Genomic DNA, 16,843 nt, shown 5'->3' on the forward strand with positions numbered 1-16,843 from the left:
GGAAGCACGACCGGCCATTACCCGACCGCACCACCGACCATAGAGCGCCCTCGTAAGGACTACAAGTGGAACTGGCCTATTACTCGGATTACGCCGTCCGGCTCGTCAACAGTGAGGAGCCGGGCCGGGGCAAGGACGCCCTGACGTCGGTCGAGGCCGTCCGTGACCTCTTCGGCGGCAACCAGCAGCAGGCCGCCCGACGCGCCACCGACGCCGACCTCACGCGCTTCCGCTCGGTACGGACCCGGCTGCGCGCGATCTTCGAGGCGGCCGACAAGGGCGAGGAGACCCTCGCGGTCGACCTGCTCAACTCACTGCTGCTGGAGTTCCCGGTCAGCCCGCAGATCTCCGGGCACGACCACCGGGACGAGGACGGCCGCCCGCTGTGGCACATGCACCTGGCCGACCACCCCTCCAACGCCACCGCCGGCTACGCGGCGATCGCGGCGATGGGCCTGGCCTTCCACCTCACCGAGTACGGCGTCGACCGCCTCGGCCTGTGCGAGGCGGCGCCGTGCCGCAACGCCTACCTCGACACGTCCACCAACCGCTCCCGGCGCTACTGCTCGGACCGCTGCGCGACCCGCGCCAACGTGGCCGCCTACCGGGCCCGCAAACGCCAGGAGGCGGAACGGCCCGAACGGTCCGACGACAGCACCGGCCTCGCGGCCGAGAGCGCCCAGCGCAGCAGCGCCAGCGGCGAGCGCTGACCGGGCCGCAGCGGCCGCCAGCGGAACAGCACCCGGCCGAGGATCAGCTCCTCCGGCACGGTCCCGTAGTCCGTGCTGTCCCCGCCCGCGTACGCGTTGTCCCCGAGCACCCACCAGCCGCCCTCGCGCAGTTCCACGGCGCGCTTGACGACCAGCAGGTCCTGCTGGAAGGGGTGACGCAGGACGACGACGTCACCGGCCCGTACCCGGGCCCCGTACCGCACCAGGAGCTGGTCCCCCTGGTACAGCGTGGGGACCATCGACGGGCCGGTCACCTCGGCCAGCCCGAAGGGCGCGGCACCCCTCCCCCGCTCGGTCTCCTGCGACAGCTCCGGCATCCCCGGCACCTCCCCGGTCCGTTCCTCCACCAGTCTCAGTCTGACCCTGGACTTTTGTCCTAAGCCCATGGGGGCACTCGCGAAATCACGCTGCCCAGGGAGTAATGTCCCACCTGAGAAGACGATCACGAGGAAGGAATGCTCCATGCTTTCCCGCCTGTTTGCCCCCAAGGTCAAGGTCAGCGCGCACTGCGACCTGCCCTGTGGCGTGTACGACCCGGCCCAGGCCCGCATCGAGGCGGAGTCGGTGAAGGCCGTGCAGGAGAAGATGGCCGCCAACGACGACCCGCACTTCCAGGCACGCGCCACCTTCATCAAGGAACAGCGTGCCGAGCTCGCCAAGCACCACGTCTCGGTGCTGTGGAGCGACTACTTCAAGCCCCCGCACTTCGAGAAGTACCCCGAGCTGCACCAGCTCGTGAACGACACCCTGAAGGCCCTCTCCGCGGCCAAGGCCTCCACGGACCCGGCCACCGGCCAGAAGGCCCTGGACTACATCGCCCAGATCGACAAGATCTTCTGGGAGACCAAGAAGGCCTGACCCCGCGCCTTTTCGGTTGCGAAGGTCTGGTCCTGCCGCACCCGGCCCGTCGGCCCGCCGCCCACGGCGTGCCGGGGGTCCGGGTGCGGTCTTGTCCCCCCGGCCGCGGGGCGCCCGCTACGCGGTGTCCGCGACGGACGCCAGCGCGCTGAGCCCCTCGCCGGTCAGGCGGCAGATGCGCCACTCGTCCAGGAAGTCGGCGCCGAGCGACTTGTAGAAGCCGATCGCCGGGTCGTTCCAGTCCAGCACCCACCACTCGAAGCGCTCGAAACCGCTGCGCAGGCAGAGCCCGGCGAGGGCGGCGAGCAGGGCCCTGCCGTGGCCGCCGCCGCGCGCGTGCGGTCGTACGTACAGGTCCTCCAGGTGCATGCCGCGGGTGCCGGTCCAGGTGGAGAAGCGCGGGAACCACAGGGCGTAGCCCACCACCGCACCGGTGGTGTCGTCCTCGGCGATCAGCGCGTGGGCCGCGGGGTGGGGGCCGAACAGCGCCTCGCGGAGCTGCTCCTCGGTGGCGCGGGCCTGTTCTGCGGCCCGTTCGTAGTCGGCGAGTTCACGGATCATCGCGCGGATCGCGGCGACGTCGTCCTCGGTGGCGGCACGGATCATGCGGCCGATCCTCGGCGGTCTCACCGGGGCGTGTCCACCCCGTTCCGCCCTGCGAAAGGGCCGGCCGCATCCCGGCCGGCCCCCTGCGTTCCGGTGCTAGGGGCTGTCCGGCGGATCACGCCGCAGACGCGGGGTCCGGCACGCCCTCCCCCACTGCCCCAAAGGCGTGGGGGACCCCCAGCGGCGTTGTCGTCGGTCCCCGACGTCCCCCAGCCTCCGGCCGGGAGGTGCCCCCACCGCGTCGCCCGCCGCGGCAGCGGCTGATCGGCCACGGCTCCTCCGCCGTGCAGCCGGACGCCCCAGACCCCGCTCACCTCGGCCGACGAGTCACCCTTGCTTTCCTGCGACCTGATCCGCCGGACAACCCCTAGTGCACGCCGTCCTGGTCGTCCCGGTCGTCCTCGCCGGCCTCCAGGAGGCCGGCCGCCGCGCCCACTATCCGGGGGTCGGGGCTGCCGACGACCTCCTCGTCCTTGTCGGCGTAGTCGAAGCGGGCCAGCACGCTGCGCATGGCCTCGACCCGAGCCCGTTTCTTGTCGTTGCTCTTGACCACGGTCCAGGGCGCGTACTCCGTGTCCGTCTCACGGAACATGGCGACCTTGGCGGCCGTGTAGTCGTCCCATCGATCCAGGGAGGCCAGGTCCATAGGGCTGAGCTTCCACTGCCGTACCGGGTCGACCTGGCGGATGGTGAAGCGGGTCCGCTGCTCGCTCTGCGAGACCGAGAACCAGAACTTCACCAGGTCCACCCCGTCGTCCACCAGCATCCGCTCGAACAGCGGCGCCTGGCGCATGAAGCGCCGGTACTGGTCGTCGGAGCAGAAGCCCATGACCCGCTCGACACCGGCCCGGTTGTACCAGGAGCGGTCGAACATCACGATCTCGCCGGCGGTGGGCAGGTGTTCGACGTAGCGCTGGAAGTACCACTGGCCGCTCTCGCGCTCCGTGGGCTTCTCCAGAGCCACCACGCGCGCACCACGGGGGTTCAGGTGCTCCGTGAAGCGCTTGATGGTGCCGCCCTTGCCGGCCGCGTCCCGGCCCTCGAAGACGATGACGATCCGGCGCCCCGTCTCCTTGATCCAGCCCTGCAGCTTCAGCAGCTCGATCTGCTGGAGCCGCTTGTGCCACTCGTACTCCTTGCGCTCCATGCGCCGCGCGTACGGGTAGTTCTCCCGCCAGGTCTCGATCGGGGATCCGTCCGGGCGGATGAGTACGGGGTCGTCCGGGTCGCTGTAGTCGACCTTCAGGTCGGCCAGGTCGGACAGCAGGTCCGGCGCCGTCATCCAGTCCTCCTCAGCGGTTCGAGACGATGGGGGTCAGTGGAACTGCGGCACGATCAGGTAGATGCCGTACGCCACCACCGCCGCGCAGGCGAGGAAGCACAGCCCCGCCTGGGCGGCGCCCGCGGTGCTGGTGCCGCCCTGTTCCCTGGCCCCCTCGTAGCGGGCGAGGCCGAGGACACCGAGGGCGAAAACGACCACTACTGCGAAGGTAACTCCGATGCTCACCGCGGTGACCTGGCCGAGTGCGGTCCAGTCGATACTCATGGGAACTCCCTGACTCAGGCGGCGGTGCCGACCTTGGACGGCGCCGCGGTGCGGAGGGCGACCTCGTGTCCGTCGTTGACGTTCTTGGCGTCGATCGGGTTGCGGCGCGACAGCATGACGATGCCCACCGCGAGCGCCGTGCCGACCAGTGCGACCACGACCGTGCCGAAGTTGCCGCCGTGCTTGACCGCGAACGCGGAGATGCCGCCGACCAGCGCGGCGCAGGGCAGTGTGATCACCCAGGCGGCCACCATGCGGCCCGCGACGCCCCAGCGGACCTCCGCCAGCCGCCGGCCGAGGCCCGCGCCGAGGATGGAGCCGGAGGCGACCTGGGTGGTGGACAGGGCGAAGCCCATGTGGGCGGAGGTCAGGATGACGGCCGTGGAGGCGGTCTCCGCCGCGAAGCCCTGCGGGGACTGGATCTCGGTCAGGCCCTTGCCCATGGTGCGGATGATCCGCCAGCCGCCGATGTAGGTGCCCAGACCGATGGCGAGACCGGCGGTGGTGATCACCCAGACCGGTGGTCCCGCGCCGTCCGGCAGCGCGCCGACGGAGATCAGGGTCAGGGTGATGATGCCCATGGTCTTCTGGGCGTCGTTGGTGCCGTGCGCGAGCGAGACCAGGGAGGCCGAACCGATCTGCCCGAGCCGGAAGCCCTTGGTCACGGAGGCCGCGCGGCCGCGGGCGGTGAGTTTGTAGGCGCAGTACGTCGCGATCAGCGCGGCGACACCGGCCACGACGGGGGAGGCGAAGGCGGGGATGATGATCTTCTCGACCACCTTGTCGAAGTTCACGGCCCCGGTGCCGGCGCCGACCGCCACCGCGCCGATCAGGCCGCCGAACAGGGCGTGCGAGGAACTGGACGGCAGCCCCAGCAGCCAGGTCAGCAGATTCCACAGGATCGCCCCCACCAGCCCCGCGAAGACCATGGCGGGAGTCACCTTGGCGTCGTTCACGATGCCGCCGGAGATCGTCTTCGCGACCTCCGTGGACAGGAACGCCCCGACCAGGTTGAGGACACCGCTGATCAGAACCGCGGTCTTCGGCTTGAGTGCGCCGGTGGCGATGGACGTGGCCATCGCGTTCGCCGTGTCGTGGAAGCCGTTGGTGAAGTCGAACGCAAGAGCGGTGACGATCACGACCGCTACGAGGAACGTGATGTGGTCCATTTCTATATGCAAACAAGCCCCGACCAATTGCGCGAGAACTGGAGGGAAACGATCGTCCAAGAACAAATTCGGTCCGTGTGGAGGATGTGCGTGCCATGCTGAGGCGACGGCGGCGACGGCTTCGAAGGACCCGAGGCGGGTGCGATGACCCTGGAAGACCTGCGGCGGCTGCGCCGGGCGCGCGACCGCATGGACCGCGAGTTCGCCGAGCCGCTCGACATGGCCGAACTGGCCCGCACCGCCGTCATGTCGCCCGGCCACTTCCAGCGCAGCTTCCGCAAGGCCTTCGGGGAGACGCCGTACAGCTACCTCATGACCCGTCGGGTCGAGCGGGCCAAGGCGCTGCTGCGCCGCGGCGACCTGACCGTGACGGAGGTGTGCATGGCGGTCGGCTGCACGTCCCTCGGGTCCTTCAGCTCGCGCTTCACCGAACTGGTCGGGGAGACGCCGAGCGCGTACCGGGCGCGGGACCACGAGGAGAGCACGGTGATCCCGTCCTGCGTGGCCCGTACGTTCACCCGCCCGCGCCGACGGCCGTACTGACCGGGGTTCGTCCACAGGCCCGGTGCGGGCCCGCTCCCCCGCCGTACACTGGCGGTCGTCGTCAACTCTGTTGCCCGTCAAGGTCGTAGAGCACCCGGGGGAACCGTGGCAACCGCACTGATCTCCGTCCTGAGTCCCGATCCGGTCCCGGACGCCGAGTCCCTGACCGACTGGCTCAGGGGCGAGCCGACGCTGGCCGGCCGGGTCCGGCTGACCGGGGGCGCCCCGGCCGAGGGACACCTGGGCGTCCCCCTGGACACGGTGTCCGTGCTGCTGGGCGCGGGCGGCCCGCTGACCGTGCTCGCCTCCTGCCTGCGGGCCTGGATCACCCAGCCGCGTCGCAGCGACGTGAAGCTGGCCATCAGGCGCGAGGACGGCCCCGCGATCGAGATCGACGCCCGGCGCGTCGACAGCGAGGAACTGGCGGAGCTGCTGCGGCAGGTCCTGGACGGCCAGCAGGATCCGCGGGCATGACATGCGGCTTCCCGACCGTCGGCGGTCCCGGATCGTCCTGATCGGCGCGAGCCGTCACTCCGACCCGGCCCTGCCCGATCTGCCGGCCGTGGCCAGGACCGTCACCGACCTCCGCGACCTGCTCACCGACCCCGACCGGGGGCTCGTCCCCGAGAGCAACTGCACGGTGCTGCTCGACGAGGGCGACCTGCGTACGGTCGGCGACCGGCTGCGCTCGGCCGTCGCCGGGGCCGAGGACCTGCTGCTGGTCTTCTACGCCGGCCACGGCCTGGTCGCGGGCCGCCGCCACACCCTGTACCTGGCACTCCCCGACAGCCGCTGGGCGGCCCCCGAGTTCAACTCCCTGGAGTACGACAAGCTCCGCGACGCCGTCCTCGACTCCCCCGCCGCCGCCAAGGTCGTCGTCCTCGACTGCTGCTTCTCCGGCCGGGCCGTCGGCGACTCGCTCGCCGGGAGCGGCGAGGCCGGACGGATCGAGGGGCTGGAGGTGGCCGGCACCTACGTCCTCACCTCCGCCCCGCGCGACCAGGTCGCCCTCGCCCTCCCCGACGAGGAACACACGGCGTTCTCCGGACGGTTGATACGACTGCTGCGCGAGGGGGTCCCCGGCGGACCCGAGCTGCTCACGATCGACGACCTCTACCGCCGGCTGCGGGCCGTCATGTCCGCCGAGGGCCTGCCCACCCCGCTCAACCGCAGCGCCGGCACCGCGCACTCCCTCGCCCTCGGCGTGAACCGCGCGTTCGCCGCGACCGCGGGCCCCGAACTGCGCGGACGGCACGCGCGCGCCGTCGAGCGGGGCAAGGCCGGGGACTGGGCGGGGGCGGCCGGGCAGCTCCGGAGAACCGTCGAGGAACAGACCCGGATCCTGGGCGCCGACCACCCCGACACCCTGCGCGGCCGTCAGTCCCACGCGCACAGCCTGGGCGGCGCGGGCAGCCCGGCCCAGGCGGCCGAGTTGCTGCGCGGGCTCCTCACCGACCAGCTGCGCCTGCTCGGCCCGGACCACGAGGACACCCTGCGCACCCGCCAGTTCCTCGCCGTCAACCTCGGCGAGGCGGGGCACCGCGAGGAGGCGGCGGAGCTGCTCCGGGCGCTGCTCGCCGACCGGGGACGGGTCCTCGGCGCGGACCATCCGCACACCCTGCGCACCCGGCACCTGCTGGCCCGCAACCTGTCGATGAGCGGTGCCCGCGAGGAGGCCCGGGCGCTGCTCCGGGAGGTCGTCTCGGTACGGGAGCGGGTGCTGGGGTCGGACCATCCGCACACCCGCAGGGCGCGGACCGACCTGGCGGACCTGGCGGAGGTGGACGGTGGGGTACGAGAGGTTCGGTGAGCGGGCGCGGGACGTCGTCGGCGCCGCGGCCGACCGGGCACGGCGGCTGCGGCACTGGTACGTGGAACCGGGACACGTCCTGCTGGCGCTGCTCGACACCGACGAGCCGGAGGCCGTACGGGTGCTGGGCGCGGCCGCCGAGGACCTGCGCGCCGGGGTGATCGACGCCCTCGGCAGGGGCACCGTGGAGCCGGGCGACCACCTGCCGCTGAGCGGCGGGACCAGCGCCCTGCTCGCGGGGGCGTCACAGGAGGCCGACCGGCTGGGCCATCGGACCGTGGAGCCCTTCCACCTCCTGCTCGCCCTGCTGTCCACCGCGGACACCGTGCTCATGGACGTCCTCGCGGCCCACCGGACCGACCCCCGGCACGTCCCGCGGCCGGCTCCCGACACCGGGGCCACCGGCGCTCCACCGGCCCCGGGCCCCGCCCACGACCCCTACGTGTGGGCCATGAGCTGACCCGGCGCCCTGCCTGGGGTGCGCCTAGCCTGACCCCATGAACGTCAAACTCGCGCAGTGTTTCATCGCCGTCGACGACCACGACAAGGCGCTGGCCTTCTACCGTGACGTCCTCGGCCTGGAGGTCCACAACGACGTGGAGTTCGAGGGGATGCGGTGGGTGACCGTCGGCTCGCCGCAGCAGCCGGGCGTGGAGATCGTGCTGGAGCCGCCCGGCGCCAACCCCGACGCCTCCCCCGCCGACCGGCAGGCCATGGCCGAACTGCTCGCCAAGGGCATGCTGCGCGGGGTGATCTTCTCCACCAGCGACTGCGACGCGCTGTACGAGCGGGTCCGGGAGTACGGCGGTGACGTGATCCAGGAGCCGACGGACCAGCACTGGGGGGTACGGGACTGCGCGTTCCGCGACCCGGCGGGCAACCTGCTGCGCTTCACGGAGCGCCGCGAGAAGTAGGGCCCTCTACGATCCCGTCCATGACCATCCGCTGGACCTACGCCTTCGTCGACCGCCCCGCCGAGCGCCTCCCCGCCGCCCAGGCCTTCTGGGCGGCGGTCACGGACACCCGGCTGTCGGCGCCGCGCGGCGGTGACGACGAGTTCACCACCCTGTTGCCGGCCCCCGGCGCGGACGCCTGCGTCAAGGTCCAGCAGGTGGCCACCGGCCCCGGCGGCGCCCACCTGGACCTCTGCTCGCCGGACGTGCCGGGTCTGGTGCGCCGGGCCCTGGACCTCGGCGCCGAGCAGGTCGCCGAGCACGAGGGGTGGGCCGTACTGCGGTCGCCCGCCGGGCAGTTGTGGTGCGCGGTGCCCTGGCACGGCGAGTCGGTACGGCCACCGGTGGTGGCGGGGAGCCGGCTCGACCAGGTCAGCCTCGACATCCCGCCGTCCTGGTACGAGACCGAGGCCGCGTTCTGGGCGGAGCTGACCGGCTGGGAGTCGCTGACCGGCTCGCTGCCGGAGTTCCGGGTGCTCAGGCCGCCGGCCGGGCTGCCGTTGCGGATCCTGCTCCAGCGGCTGGACGGCGAACGGCCCGCCGCCGCCCACCTCGACCTGGCCTGCGCCGACATCGCGGCGACCCGGGCCCGGCACGAGGAACTCGGTGCCGTGCACGTGGCCGACGGGCGGCACTGGACGGTGCTGCGGGACCCGGCGGGCGGCGTCTACTGCCTGACCGGCCGGGACCCCGAGACCGGCGGACTGCCGACCGTCGCATCCGGGGCCGTCACGCCCAGGGCCGCACCTCCACCACGGCCGTGACCGGGATCGGACCGTACACGTGCGGGAACTCCTCCCCGCCCGGTTCCACCGCCTCCCACCGCACGGGGACGCCGACCCGCGCCGGGTCCACGGCCAGCACCACCAGTTCGTCCGGGCCGTCGTAGGAGCCGTACAGGAAGGCCGCCACCCGCGGGAGCTGGTCCTCGGTGGAGCAGTGGATGAAGCCCTCTTCCTGGAGGGTGCGGCCGCGGGTGGAGTTCTCGAAGGTGCCGCGCGCGCGGGCCTCCTCCCACAGGGAGCGTTCGGTGATGTGCAGGATGTCGGGCAGTCCGGTCATACGCTCACGCTACGACGCCCACCCTCACGACGCCGACTCCGGTGGGGCTGACTCCGGTAGGGCGTCCGGTGGTGAGGAGTGCGGTGATGCGGAGTGCGGACGCCCGGACCGGGACGGCGGGTACCGCGAAGGGGACCGCTCCCGCGCGGGGGGTGTGCCCGCGTACTCGGCGCATTCGGGATTGCGGCAGGCCCCGGGACCCCAGACCGGCACCCACGCGCCCAGCGTCTTGTGCCGCCGCACGACACTCTCCACGGCCTGCCCGCAGACGGGACAGACCTGCTCCCGGCCGTCCATGTGCCCAGCGTAGGCGGGGGCCGGGTACGGCGCTCGGCGGTCGGTGCGCAAGTCGGCGGGCCCCGCACGCCGTGGGGATGTGCGGGACCCGTCGGGCCGGAGTCCCCAGGTGTCCGCGCGGGGTCAGGAGCCGCACGGGCCCGGGGACTCCGGGGTCTTCATCTGCTGCGCCGGGTCACGAACTCGGCGAGCGCGAGCAGGCCGCCGGCCGGCTCGGGGTCGGGCACGGCACGCGCGAGTTCCTGCATCGCGCGGGCCATCCGGTCGGCCGCCTCGGCCTGCGCCCAGTCCCGGCCGCCCGCCCGCTCCACGGCCCGTGCGATACGCGTGATCTCGTCCGCGTCCGTCCGCGCAGGCGGCTGGGCGTACAGCTCGGCGAGTTCACCGGCGGCCGGACTGCCGGAGGTGAGGGCCGCGACGACCGGCAGGGACTTCTTGCGGGCCGCCAGGTCGGCACCGGCCGGCTTGCCGGTGCGCTGTGGATCACCCCATATCCCGATGATGTCGTCGATCAGCTGGAAGGCGAGGCCGGCCTGGCGGCCGAACCCGTCCAGCGCGGTGACCTCCGCCTCTCCGGCCCCCGCGTACAGCGCGCCCACGGCGCAGGCGCAGCCGAGCAGCGCCCCGGTCTTGGCCTCGGCCATGCCGAGCACCTCGTCGAGGGTGACCTCGTCGGGTGCCCGGTCCTCCATCGCGGTGTCCGCGTGCTGTCCGGCGCACAGTTCGAGCACGCACTGCGCCAGACGGGCGGCGGCCGCCCCGGACGCGGGGTGCGGATCCTGCGCGAGCAGCCTCAGGGCCACGGCGTGGAGGGCGTCCCCGGCGAGGATCGCGTCGGTGTCGCCGAACACGGTCCAGACGGTGGGCCGGTGCCTGCGGGAGGTGTCCCGGTCCATGACGTCGTCGTGCAGCAGCGTGAAGTTGTGGACCAGCTCCACGGCGGCCGCCGCCCCGACGGCGGCCGCACGGGCCCGCGGGCCGCCGAGCGCTTCGGCGGCGGCGAGGACCAGCGCGGGCCGGATGGCCTTGCCCGCGTTGCCCGTGGCCGAGGTGCCGTCCACGTGCTCCCAGCCGAAGTGGTAGCGCGCGATCCGCCGCATCGAAACGGGCAACGAGTCGACGGCCGACCGCAGTTCGGGGTCGACGGACGCCCTGGCGCGCTCCATTATGGCCGTCGCCTCGGCCCCGTCGAGCGCCTCGGGGCCGGTCGGCGGAACCGCCGTGGGCCCCTGCTGCCTTTCCGTCACGAACTCGGGCATGGCCTCCCTCTCACGGGGTGCGCGTGCGGTGGCGTCTTCGCCCCGGCTCGGCACGTACCCAGAGGGTGTACCCGCCCCGGAGGGCGGGGACACGGCCACCACGTGCGGAAACGTCACCTCCACCGACCGATCTCGACGTTCTCCAGCACACCGAGGGCGTCCGGGACCAGGACCGCCGCCGAGTAGTAGGCGGTGACCAGGTAGTTGATGACGGCCTGCTCGTTGATGCCCATGAAGCGGACCGACAGGCTCGGCTCGATCTCGTCGGGGATCCCGGACTGCCGCAGCCCGATGACGCCCTGCTCGGACTCGCCCGTACGCATGGCGATGATCGAGGTGGTCCGGGTCTCGGTGACCGGGATCTTGTTGCACGGGTAGATCGGGACCCCGCGCCAGGTGGGGATGCGGTTGCCGCCGATCTCGACGGTCTCCGGGACCAGTCCGCGCTTGTTGAGCTCACGCCCGAAGGCCGAGATGGCGCGCGGGTGGGCGAGGAAGAGCTTGGTGCCCCGGCGGCGGCTGAGCAGTTCGTCCATGTCGTCCGGGCTGGGCACGCCGTCGTGGGGCTGCAGCCGCTGGTCGTACTGGCAGTTGCTGAGCAGGCCGAATTCCGGGTTGTTGATGAGTTCGTGCTCCTGGCGCTCCTTCAACGCCTCGACGGTGAGCCGCAACTGGTGCTCGGTCTGGTTCATCGGCTGGTTGTAGAGGTCGGCCACCCGGGTGTGGATACGCAGCACCGTCTGGGCGATGCTCAGTTCGTACTCCCGCGGCCGGGCCTCGTAGTCCACGAAGGTGTGCGGGATGTCGGGTTCGCCGCTGTGGCCCGCCGCGAGGGCGACCTCCTTCTCGCCGTACTTGTTGGTGCGCTGCTCGGGGATCGTGCGCAGGTGCTGAAGGTGCTCGCGCAGCGAGTCGGCCCGCTCGGTGACCTGCTCGAAATCCTGCCGGGACAGGATCAGCACGGTGCAGGCCGTGTCCGCGCGGGCGGTGTACTCCCAGATGGCGTCCGGGTCGATCAGCCCCTGCTCGCCGAAGTACGCGCCGTCGGCGAGGACGCCGAGCACCGCGTCGTCGCCGTAGGGGCCGGTGCCCACCTTCTCCACGCGGCCGTGGGCGAGCAGGTACACCTCGTCCGCCTGGCTGCCGAACGAGGCGATGACCTCGCCCGGGCCGAAGTCCCGCTGCCGGCACCGCTGGGCCAGCTCCCCCAGCACCCCCTGGTCCTCGTACGCCCGCAGGATGGGCAGTTCGCCCAGCTCCGCCGGGATGACCTCGACACGGTCGCCGGTCTTCAGGAAGGTGATACGGCCGTCCCCGACCGTGTAGGTGAGCCGTCGGTTCACCCGGTACGTGCCGCCCTGCACATCGACCCAGGGCAGTGACCGCAGCAGCCAGCGAGAGCTGATCTCCTGCATCTGTGGCGCGGACTTGGTCGTGGTGGCCAGGTTCCGCGCTGCCGCCGTGTCCAGAGACTGCTGCGGCTTGCCCTGATCCGTGCGGACCTCTTCGCCTACCGACATAAGGAAATGCCCTCCCATACCTGCGCGGACGCCGAACTGCCCACGCATCGGTCTCATCGGCCACCCTGTCATCACTGAATGTGCCCGTGCCATTACCCGAAAGAGCGGGAATAGATCATCGGACAACTGGGCATGCCGATGCTTCGCCCCTCCGAGCACCCCGCGATATGCCGACTTGTCCGGATCGAATCGCACGCGATCCGAACAAGTCCGGAGCACCTACCCCGGAAAGCCCGACTTCTGTAGAAATAGTCGGAGTTTCACCCCACACCCCCATGAAGACCCAGGAGGCGGTCTTGGCCCCACCCCTGTCCGCGGGTGCTTTCCTCGACGCGTTGCGCGACGAGGGCGTCGAGGTCGTCGAGGTCGGCGACTGGCAGGAGCACAACCGCAACCACAAGGGCCCCTGGGGTCCCGTCCACGGCGTGATGATCCACCACTCGGCGACCGCCGGCGCCGAGCGCACCGTCCGGCTCTGCCGCGACGGCCGCCCCGACCTGCCCGGCCCGCTGTGCCACGGTGTCGTCACCAAGGACGGCACGGTCCACCTGGTCGGCCACGGCCGCGCCAACCACGCCGGACTCGGCGACGACGACGTACTGCGCGCCGTGATCGCCGAGAAGGCCCTCCCCCTGGACCGGGAGGCGAACACCGACGGCAACCGGCACTTCTACGGCTTCGAGTGCGAGAACCTCGGCGACGGCGAGGACCCCTGGCCCCAGGCCCAGCTGGAGGCGGTCGAGAAGGTGGCCGCGGCGGTGTGCCGGCGGCACGGGTGGTCGGAGCGGTCGGTGATCGGGCACGCCGAGTGGCAGCCGGGCAAGGTGGATCCGCGCGGCTTCTCGATGGCCTGGCTGCGCGAGCGGGTGCGGGACCGTCTGAAGTGACCGCGCGAGCAGCCCCGCGCCGCGGCCCCCGGCGGCCACCCTGCCGGGCGTCCGGGCGACAATGACGACGTGACCAGCGCCGACATACTCAAGCCGCGGCTGCCGTCCCCTCTCGAGGAGGTGGCCGACGACCGTTTCGCCCGGCACGGCGTCCGGCTGCTCCTCAAGCGGGACGACCTGATCCACCCGGCCCTGGTCGGCAACAAGTGGCGCAAGCTGGTCCCGAACGTCGAGGCGGCGGCCGGCCGGCCGATCGTCACCTTCGGCGGTGCGTACTCCAACCACCTGCGGGCGACGGCCGCCGCGGGCCGCCTGCTCGGCTTCCCGACGGTGGGGGTGGTGCGCGGCGGTGAACTGGCCGACCGGCCTCTGAACCCCTCCCTCGCACGGTGCGCGGCCGACGGCATGCGGCTGCACTTCGTCGACAGGTCGACGTATCGACGGAAGGCCGAGCCGGAGGTGCTGGCCGGTCTGCTGCGGGCGGCGGAGGCGGAGACCGCGTACGTCGTACCGGAGGGCGGCAGCAACGCGGCGGCGGTACGAGGCTGCCGCGCCCTCGGCGAGGAGCTGCGGGGGCGGGCCGACGTGGTCGCGGTCGCCTGCGGCACCGGCGGCACGCTGGCCGGGCTGGCCGCGGGCCTCGGCGCCGGGCAGCGGGCGTTGGGCGTGCCGGTGCTCAAGGGCGGTTTCCTCGGCGGGGAGACGGCACGGCTGCAGGTGGCGGCGTTCGGGTCGCGCTCGGGCGACTGGTCGCTGGACGAGCGGTTCCACTGCGGGGGGTACGGGCGCACCACACCCGAACTCGAGTCCTTCGCGACCGACTTCGAGGCCAGGCACGGGATGCGGGTCGAGCGGCTGTACGTGGCCAAGTTGCTGTTCGGGCTCGTCGCGCTGGCGGCGGAAGGGGCGTTCGCGCGGGGGACCCGGGTGGCGGCGGTCGTCACGGCGTGACCGGCACCGCCGCCGGGCGGGGCGCCCGCGGCGGCTCAGCCCGCCTCCCGGTAGACCGCCGCCTCCTCCAGGTCCAGCCGGCGCAGCAGGGTGCGCAGCATCTCGTCGTCGATGTAGCGGTGGTCGCGGAGGCGGACGAACACGTCGCGTTCGGAGCCGATCATCTCGCGGGAGAGGCGGCGGTAGGTGTCGTCGACCGTCTCGCCGGTGACGGGGTTGGTCTGGCCGAGGCGCTCCCAGACGGCGTTGCGGCGGCGCTCCAGGACGATGCGGAGACGGTCGGCGAGCGGGGGCGGCAGCTGGTTGCGGTCGTCGGTGAGCAGTTCGTCGAGGCGGGCCTCGGCCGCGCGGGAGGCCTGCGCCTGGGCGTTGGCCTCGGCGAGGGTCTCGGCCTGCGGGTCGCGGCCGGGGAAGCGCAGCCGACGGATCAGCGGCGGCAGGGTCAGCCCCTGCACCACCAGGGTGCCGATCACGGTGGTGAAGGTCAGGAAGAGGACCAGGTTGCGGTGCGGGAAGGCACCGCCGCCGTGCACGGTGTCAGGGATCGAGAAGGCGATGGCGAGCGAGACCACCCCGCGCATCCCGGCCCAGGACGTCACCATCGCCCCCTTCCAGGTGGGGTTGGACTCGCGTTCCCTGATCCGCGCGGAGAACATCCGAGGCAGGAAGGTCGCCGGGTAGCACCAGGCGAAGCGGGCGGCCACGACGACCAGGAAGACGACCACGGCGTACCAGACGGCCTCGGCGCCCTCGTACTGGCCGAGGCCCCGCAGGACGATCGGGAGTTGCAGGCCGATCAGCGCGAAGACCGCCGATTCGAGGATGAACGCGACCATCTTCCAGACCGCCTCCTCCTGGAGGCGGGTGGCGAAGTCGACCTCCCACGCGCGGTGGCCGAGGTAGAGGGCGACCACCACGACGGCGAGGACACCGGAGGCGTGCAGCTGCTCCGCGACGCCGTAGGCCACGAAGGGGATGAGCAGCGAGAGCGTGTTCTGGAGCAGCGGCTCCTTCAGACGGGTGCGCAGCCAGTGCAGCGGCGCCATGAGGAGCAGGCCGACGCCGACGCCGCCGACCGCCGCGAGCAGGAACTCCTCGATGCCCCCGGCCCAGGTCGCGCCCGCGCCGACGGCGGCGCCGAGGGCGACCTTGTACGCCGTGATCGCGGTGGCGTCGTTGAGCAGGGACTCGCCCTGGAGGATCGTCGTGATGCGGGACGGGAGCCCCACCCGGCGGGCCACCGCGGTCGCCGCCACCGCGTCCGGCGGGGCCACCACCGCGCCCAGCACGAGCGCCGCGGGCAGCGGCATGCCGGGCACGAGCAGGTACACCGCCCAGCCGACCACGACGGTGGCGAAGAGGACGTATCCGACCGAGAGCAGCGCGACCGGTCTCATCTGGGCCCGCAGATCGAGGTAGGAGCTGTCGGACGCCGAGGTGTACAGGAGCGGGGGCAGCAGCAGCGGGAGGACGACCTCCGGGTCGAGGGTGTAGTCCGGCACGCCGGGGACGTACGACACCGCCAGACCGACCGCGACCAGGAGCAGCGGTGCGGGCACGGGAGTCCGCCGGGCGGCCGCCGCGATCACCGTGCTCCCCGCCACCAGCAACAGCAGTGGCATCACGTCCATGATCCTCGCCCACCCTCATTTTCCGCGCGGCCACCCGCACGCCCGTCGTAATCTGGCAATCATGAAACAGTGCACGCATGCCGGCGCGCTGCCGCACCCTGAACCCGACCCCCTGAACGAGACCTGTCCCGAGTGTCTCGCGAAGGGCTGGCACCCGGTCCAGCTGCGGATCTGTCTGACCTGTGGCCACGTGGCGTGCTGCGACTCGTCACCGGGAAGACACGCGACGGGACACCACGAGACCTCCGGCCACCCGGTGATGCGGACGTTCGAGCCCGGTGAGGACTGGCGCTGGTGCTTCGTCGACCACGTCCTCGTGTGACACTGCACTACGGCCGCTGAACACGGCCGTGGCGACGGTTCGACGGTTCGACGCCGGGGTACGTCAACCCGGCGCGCGCTCTTCCCAATTGGGCAAGGCGGACCCCTAGACACGGAGCGTATCCGCAGGTTTACTGTGAGTGACGCCAGGGGTCGGGGTCCCGGGGACAGAAAAGTTCGGAGCGCGGTAGCGTCACCGCTGAACCACGTAGTGCGTTACCCCGGGGGGCGACCCTCGGCCCCGAGAAGCTTGTACCACCATGGAGGTGAGGGTGTCCCAGATCGCAGGCGAGCCCGCGACCCAGGACTTCGTGGAAGTCCGGCTGCCGGCTGCGGGTGCCTACCTGTCGGTGCTGCGCACGGCCACGGCCGGTCTCGCCGCCCGCTTGGACTTCACCCTGGACGAGATCGAGGACCTGCGCATCGCGGTGGACGAGGCCTGCGCGATCCTGCTCCAGCAGGCCGTTCCCGGCTCGGTGCTCAGCTGTGTCTTCCGCCTCGTCGACGACTCGCTGGAGGTCACGGTCTCCGCCCCGACCACGGACGGGCACGCCCCTTCGCGCGACACTTTCGCCTGGACCGTGCTCTCGGCCCTGGCGGGCAAGGTCTCGTCGGCCGTCGACGAGGACAAGACCGTGTCGATCAGCCTCTACAAACAGCGCGGCGCGGGACCCGGGCCGGCGTGAGGAACGGGGACGG

At 72.1% G+C, this 16,843-nt stretch carries 22 protein-coding genes; 12 read left to right on the top strand and 10 right to left on the bottom strand.

Going from position 1 to position 16,843, the window contains the following annotated elements; genetic code table 11:
• Positions 1-65: 65 nt before the first annotated feature.
• Positions 66-710: a CGNR zinc finger domain-containing protein gene (locus ACZ3KP_RS08270; RefSeq protein ID WP_467497457.1), complete on the top strand. Its 645-nt coding sequence runs from the start codon at positions 66-68 to the stop codon at positions 708-710.
• Here ACZ3KP_RS08270 and sodX read toward each other — a convergent pair.
• Positions 602-1,048 carry a nickel-type superoxide dismutase maturation protease gene (sodX, locus tag ACZ3KP_RS08275; protein WP_467498067.1) on the bottom strand — a complete coding sequence of 149 codons (447 nt, stop codon included), beginning with the start codon at positions 1,046-1,048 and terminating at the stop codon, positions 602-604. The genes ACZ3KP_RS08270 and sodX overlap by 109 nt on opposite strands.
• Positions 1,049-1,193: 145 nt before the next feature.
• Between sodX and sodN the strand changes: the two genes are divergently transcribed.
• The gene (gene sodN / locus ACZ3KP_RS08280) at positions 1,194-1,589 is read left to right on the top strand and encodes a superoxide dismutase, Ni (RefSeq protein WP_132888808.1); all 396 of its coding nucleotides are present in this window, start codon (positions 1,194-1,196) and stop codon (positions 1,587-1,589) included.
• 117 nt (positions 1,590-1,706) lie between these two features.
• On the opposite strand, the gene ACZ3KP_RS08285 is transcribed toward sodN, so the two are convergent.
• The 4 genes from ACZ3KP_RS08285 to ACZ3KP_RS08300 form a co-directional block, all read right to left on the bottom strand.
• Positions 1,707-2,195, bottom strand: a complete 489-nt coding sequence (locus ACZ3KP_RS08285; RefSeq protein WP_467497459.1) for a GNAT family N-acetyltransferase — start codon at positions 2,193-2,195, stop codon at positions 1,707-1,709.
• Positions 2,196-2,562: 367 nt separating this feature from the next.
• A complete protein-coding gene (gene ppk2, locus ACZ3KP_RS08290; protein WP_467497461.1) occupies positions 2,563-3,477 on the bottom strand; it encodes a polyphosphate kinase 2 in 915 nt (304 codons plus the stop codon).
• A 33-nt stretch (positions 3,478-3,510) separates the two neighbouring features.
• Positions 3,511-3,741 (bottom strand): hypothetical protein, encoded by a 231-nt coding sequence (locus ACZ3KP_RS08295; protein WP_132888805.1) that lies wholly within the window; start codon positions 3,739-3,741, stop codon positions 3,511-3,513.
• 14 nt (positions 3,742-3,755) lie between these two features.
• A complete protein-coding gene (locus tag ACZ3KP_RS08300) occupies positions 3,756-4,910 on the bottom strand; it encodes an inorganic phosphate transporter (protein WP_467497463.1) in 1,155 nt (384 codons plus the stop codon).
• A 144-nt stretch (positions 4,911-5,054) separates the two neighbouring features.
• Here ACZ3KP_RS08300 and ACZ3KP_RS08305 point away from each other — a divergent pair, with 144 nt between their 5' ends.
• From ACZ3KP_RS08305 to ACZ3KP_RS08330, 6 genes are all read left to right on the top strand, one after another.
• Entirely contained in the window at positions 5,055-5,453 is a 399-nt protein-coding gene (locus ACZ3KP_RS08305; protein ID WP_358981473.1) for a helix-turn-helix transcriptional regulator, read from the top strand.
• 105 nt (positions 5,454-5,558) lie between these two features.
• Positions 5,559-5,927: an effector-associated constant component EACC1 gene (locus ACZ3KP_RS08310; RefSeq protein WP_467497465.1), complete on the top strand. Its 369-nt coding sequence runs from the start codon at positions 5,559-5,561 to the stop codon at positions 5,925-5,927.
• Between the two features lies 1 nt (position 5,928).
• A complete protein-coding gene (locus ACZ3KP_RS08315; RefSeq protein ID WP_467497467.1) occupies positions 5,929-7,263 on the top strand; it encodes a caspase family protein in 1,335 nt (444 codons plus the stop codon).
• A complete protein-coding gene (locus ACZ3KP_RS08320; protein ID WP_467497469.1) occupies positions 7,241-7,723 on the top strand; it encodes a Clp protease N-terminal domain-containing protein in 483 nt (160 codons plus the stop codon). Before ACZ3KP_RS08315 ends, ACZ3KP_RS08320 begins: the two co-directional genes overlap by 23 nt.
• A gap of 37 nt (positions 7,724-7,760) precedes the next feature.
• Positions 7,761-8,177, top strand: coding sequence for a VOC family protein (locus ACZ3KP_RS08325; RefSeq protein ID WP_132888799.1), 417 nt, complete (start codon positions 7,761-7,763; stop codon positions 8,175-8,177).
• 20 nt (positions 8,178-8,197) lie between these two features.
• Positions 8,198-8,980: a VOC family protein gene (locus tag ACZ3KP_RS08330; protein WP_467497472.1), complete on the top strand. Its 783-nt coding sequence runs from the start codon at positions 8,198-8,200 to the stop codon at positions 8,978-8,980.
• Here ACZ3KP_RS08330 and ACZ3KP_RS08335 read toward each other — a convergent pair.
• The 4 genes from ACZ3KP_RS08335 to ACZ3KP_RS08350 all read right to left on the bottom strand — a co-directional run bounded on the left by ACZ3KP_RS08335 (position 8,946) and on the right by ACZ3KP_RS08350 (position 12,354).
• Positions 8,946-9,278 (bottom strand): DUF952 domain-containing protein, encoded by a 333-nt coding sequence (locus tag ACZ3KP_RS08335; RefSeq protein WP_467497474.1) that lies wholly within the window; start codon positions 9,276-9,278, stop codon positions 8,946-8,948. The two genes, ACZ3KP_RS08330 and ACZ3KP_RS08335, sit on opposite strands and share 35 nt — an antisense overlap.
• A 24-nt stretch (positions 9,279-9,302) precedes the next feature.
• Complete coding sequence (locus ACZ3KP_RS08340; RefSeq protein ID WP_467497476.1) at positions 9,303-9,575, bottom strand: hypothetical protein; 273 nt, start codon at positions 9,573-9,575, stop codon at positions 9,303-9,305.
• A 158-nt stretch (positions 9,576-9,733) separates the two neighbouring features.
• Positions 9,734-10,834: a family 2 encapsulin nanocompartment cargo protein polyprenyl transferase gene (locus tag ACZ3KP_RS08345; RefSeq protein WP_467497478.1), complete on the bottom strand. Its 1,101-nt coding sequence runs from the start codon at positions 10,832-10,834 to the stop codon at positions 9,734-9,736.
• A gap of 113 nt (positions 10,835-10,947) precedes the next feature.
• Positions 10,948-12,354: a family 2B encapsulin nanocompartment shell protein gene (locus ACZ3KP_RS08350; RefSeq protein ID WP_467497480.1), complete on the bottom strand. Its 1,407-nt coding sequence runs from the start codon at positions 12,352-12,354 to the stop codon at positions 10,948-10,950.
• 296 nt (positions 12,355-12,650) lie between these two features.
• Here ACZ3KP_RS08350 and ACZ3KP_RS08355 point away from each other — a divergent pair, with 296 nt between their 5' ends.
• Positions 12,651-13,241 (top strand): N-acetylmuramoyl-L-alanine amidase, encoded by a 591-nt coding sequence (locus ACZ3KP_RS08355; protein WP_467497482.1) that lies wholly within the window; start codon positions 12,651-12,653, stop codon positions 13,239-13,241.
• A gap of 69 nt (positions 13,242-13,310) precedes the next feature.
• Complete coding sequence (locus ACZ3KP_RS08360; RefSeq protein WP_467497484.1) at positions 13,311-14,192, top strand: 1-aminocyclopropane-1-carboxylate deaminase/D-cysteine desulfhydrase; 882 nt, start codon at positions 13,311-13,313, stop codon at positions 14,190-14,192.
• A gap of 35 nt (positions 14,193-14,227) precedes the next feature.
• Here the strand turns inward: ACZ3KP_RS08360 and ACZ3KP_RS08365 are convergent, their stop codons facing one another.
• The gene (locus ACZ3KP_RS08365; RefSeq protein ID WP_467497486.1) at positions 14,228-15,823 is read right to left on the bottom strand and encodes a Na+/H+ antiporter; all 1,596 of its coding nucleotides are present in this window, start codon (positions 15,821-15,823) and stop codon (positions 14,228-14,230) included.
• Positions 15,824-15,884: 61 nt separating this feature from the next.
• Here ACZ3KP_RS08365 and ACZ3KP_RS08370 point away from each other — a divergent pair, with 61 nt between their 5' ends.
• Together ACZ3KP_RS08370 and ACZ3KP_RS08375 are read left to right on the top strand one after the other, a co-directional pair.
• Complete coding sequence (locus ACZ3KP_RS08370) at positions 15,885-16,145, top strand: UBP-type zinc finger domain-containing protein (protein WP_132888790.1); 261 nt, start codon at positions 15,885-15,887, stop codon at positions 16,143-16,145.
• 271 nt (positions 16,146-16,416) lie between these two features.
• On the top strand, positions 16,417-16,830 hold the full coding sequence (locus tag ACZ3KP_RS08375) for an ATP-binding protein (RefSeq protein WP_004925829.1): 414 nt from the start codon (positions 16,417-16,419) through the stop codon (positions 16,828-16,830).
• Positions 16,831-16,843: the final 13 nt, after the last annotated feature.

The organism is Streptomyces sp. NPDC020958 (genome assembly GCF_055562175.1).

Excerpts from the sequence above, each read along its gene's own strand:
- sodX (WP_467498067.1), bottom strand. The coding sequence starts at position 1,048 with ATGCCGGAGCTGTCGCAGGAGACCGAGCGGGGGAGGGGTGCCGCGCCC.
- sodN (WP_132888808.1), top strand. The coding sequence starts at position 1,194 with ATGCTTTCCCGCCTGTTTGCCCCCAAGGTCAAGGTCAGCGCGCACTGC.
- ACZ3KP_RS08285 (WP_467497459.1), bottom strand. The coding sequence starts at position 2,195 with ATGATCCGTGCCGCCACCGAGGACGACGTCGCCGCGATCCGCGCGATG.
- ppk2 (WP_467497461.1), bottom strand. The coding sequence starts at position 3,477 with ATGACGGCGCCGGACCTGCTGTCCGACCTGGCCGACCTGAAGGTCGAC.
- ACZ3KP_RS08295 (WP_132888805.1), bottom strand. The coding sequence starts at position 3,741 with ATGAGTATCGACTGGACCGCACTCGGCCAGGTCACCGCGGTGAGCATC.
- ACZ3KP_RS08300 (WP_467497463.1), bottom strand. The coding sequence starts at position 4,910 with ATGGACCACATCACGTTCCTCGTAGCGGTCGTGATCGTCACCGCTCTT.
- ACZ3KP_RS08305 (WP_358981473.1), top strand. The coding sequence starts at position 5,055 with ATGACCCTGGAAGACCTGCGGCGGCTGCGCCGGGCGCGCGACCGCATG.
- ACZ3KP_RS08315 (WP_467497467.1), top strand. The coding sequence starts at position 5,929 with ATGCGGCTTCCCGACCGTCGGCGGTCCCGGATCGTCCTGATCGGCGCG.
- ACZ3KP_RS08325 (WP_132888799.1), top strand. The coding sequence starts at position 7,761 with ATGAACGTCAAACTCGCGCAGTGTTTCATCGCCGTCGACGACCACGAC.
- ACZ3KP_RS08330 (WP_467497472.1), top strand. The coding sequence starts at position 8,198 with ATGACCATCCGCTGGACCTACGCCTTCGTCGACCGCCCCGCCGAGCGC.
- ACZ3KP_RS08335 (WP_467497474.1), bottom strand. The coding sequence starts at position 9,278 with ATGACCGGACTGCCCGACATCCTGCACATCACCGAACGCTCCCTGTGG.
- ACZ3KP_RS08340 (WP_467497476.1), bottom strand. The coding sequence starts at position 9,575 with ATGGACGGCCGGGAGCAGGTCTGTCCCGTCTGCGGGCAGGCCGTGGAG.
- ACZ3KP_RS08345 (WP_467497478.1), bottom strand. The coding sequence starts at position 10,834 with ATGCCCGAGTTCGTGACGGAAAGGCAGCAGGGGCCCACGGCGGTTCCG.
- ACZ3KP_RS08350 (WP_467497480.1), bottom strand. The coding sequence starts at position 12,354 with ATGTCGGTAGGCGAAGAGGTCCGCACGGATCAGGGCAAGCCGCAGCAG.
- ACZ3KP_RS08365 (WP_467497486.1), bottom strand. The coding sequence starts at position 15,823 with ATGGACGTGATGCCACTGCTGTTGCTGGTGGCGGGGAGCACGGTGATC.
- ACZ3KP_RS08370 (WP_132888790.1), top strand. The coding sequence starts at position 15,885 with ATGAAACAGTGCACGCATGCCGGCGCGCTGCCGCACCCTGAACCCGAC.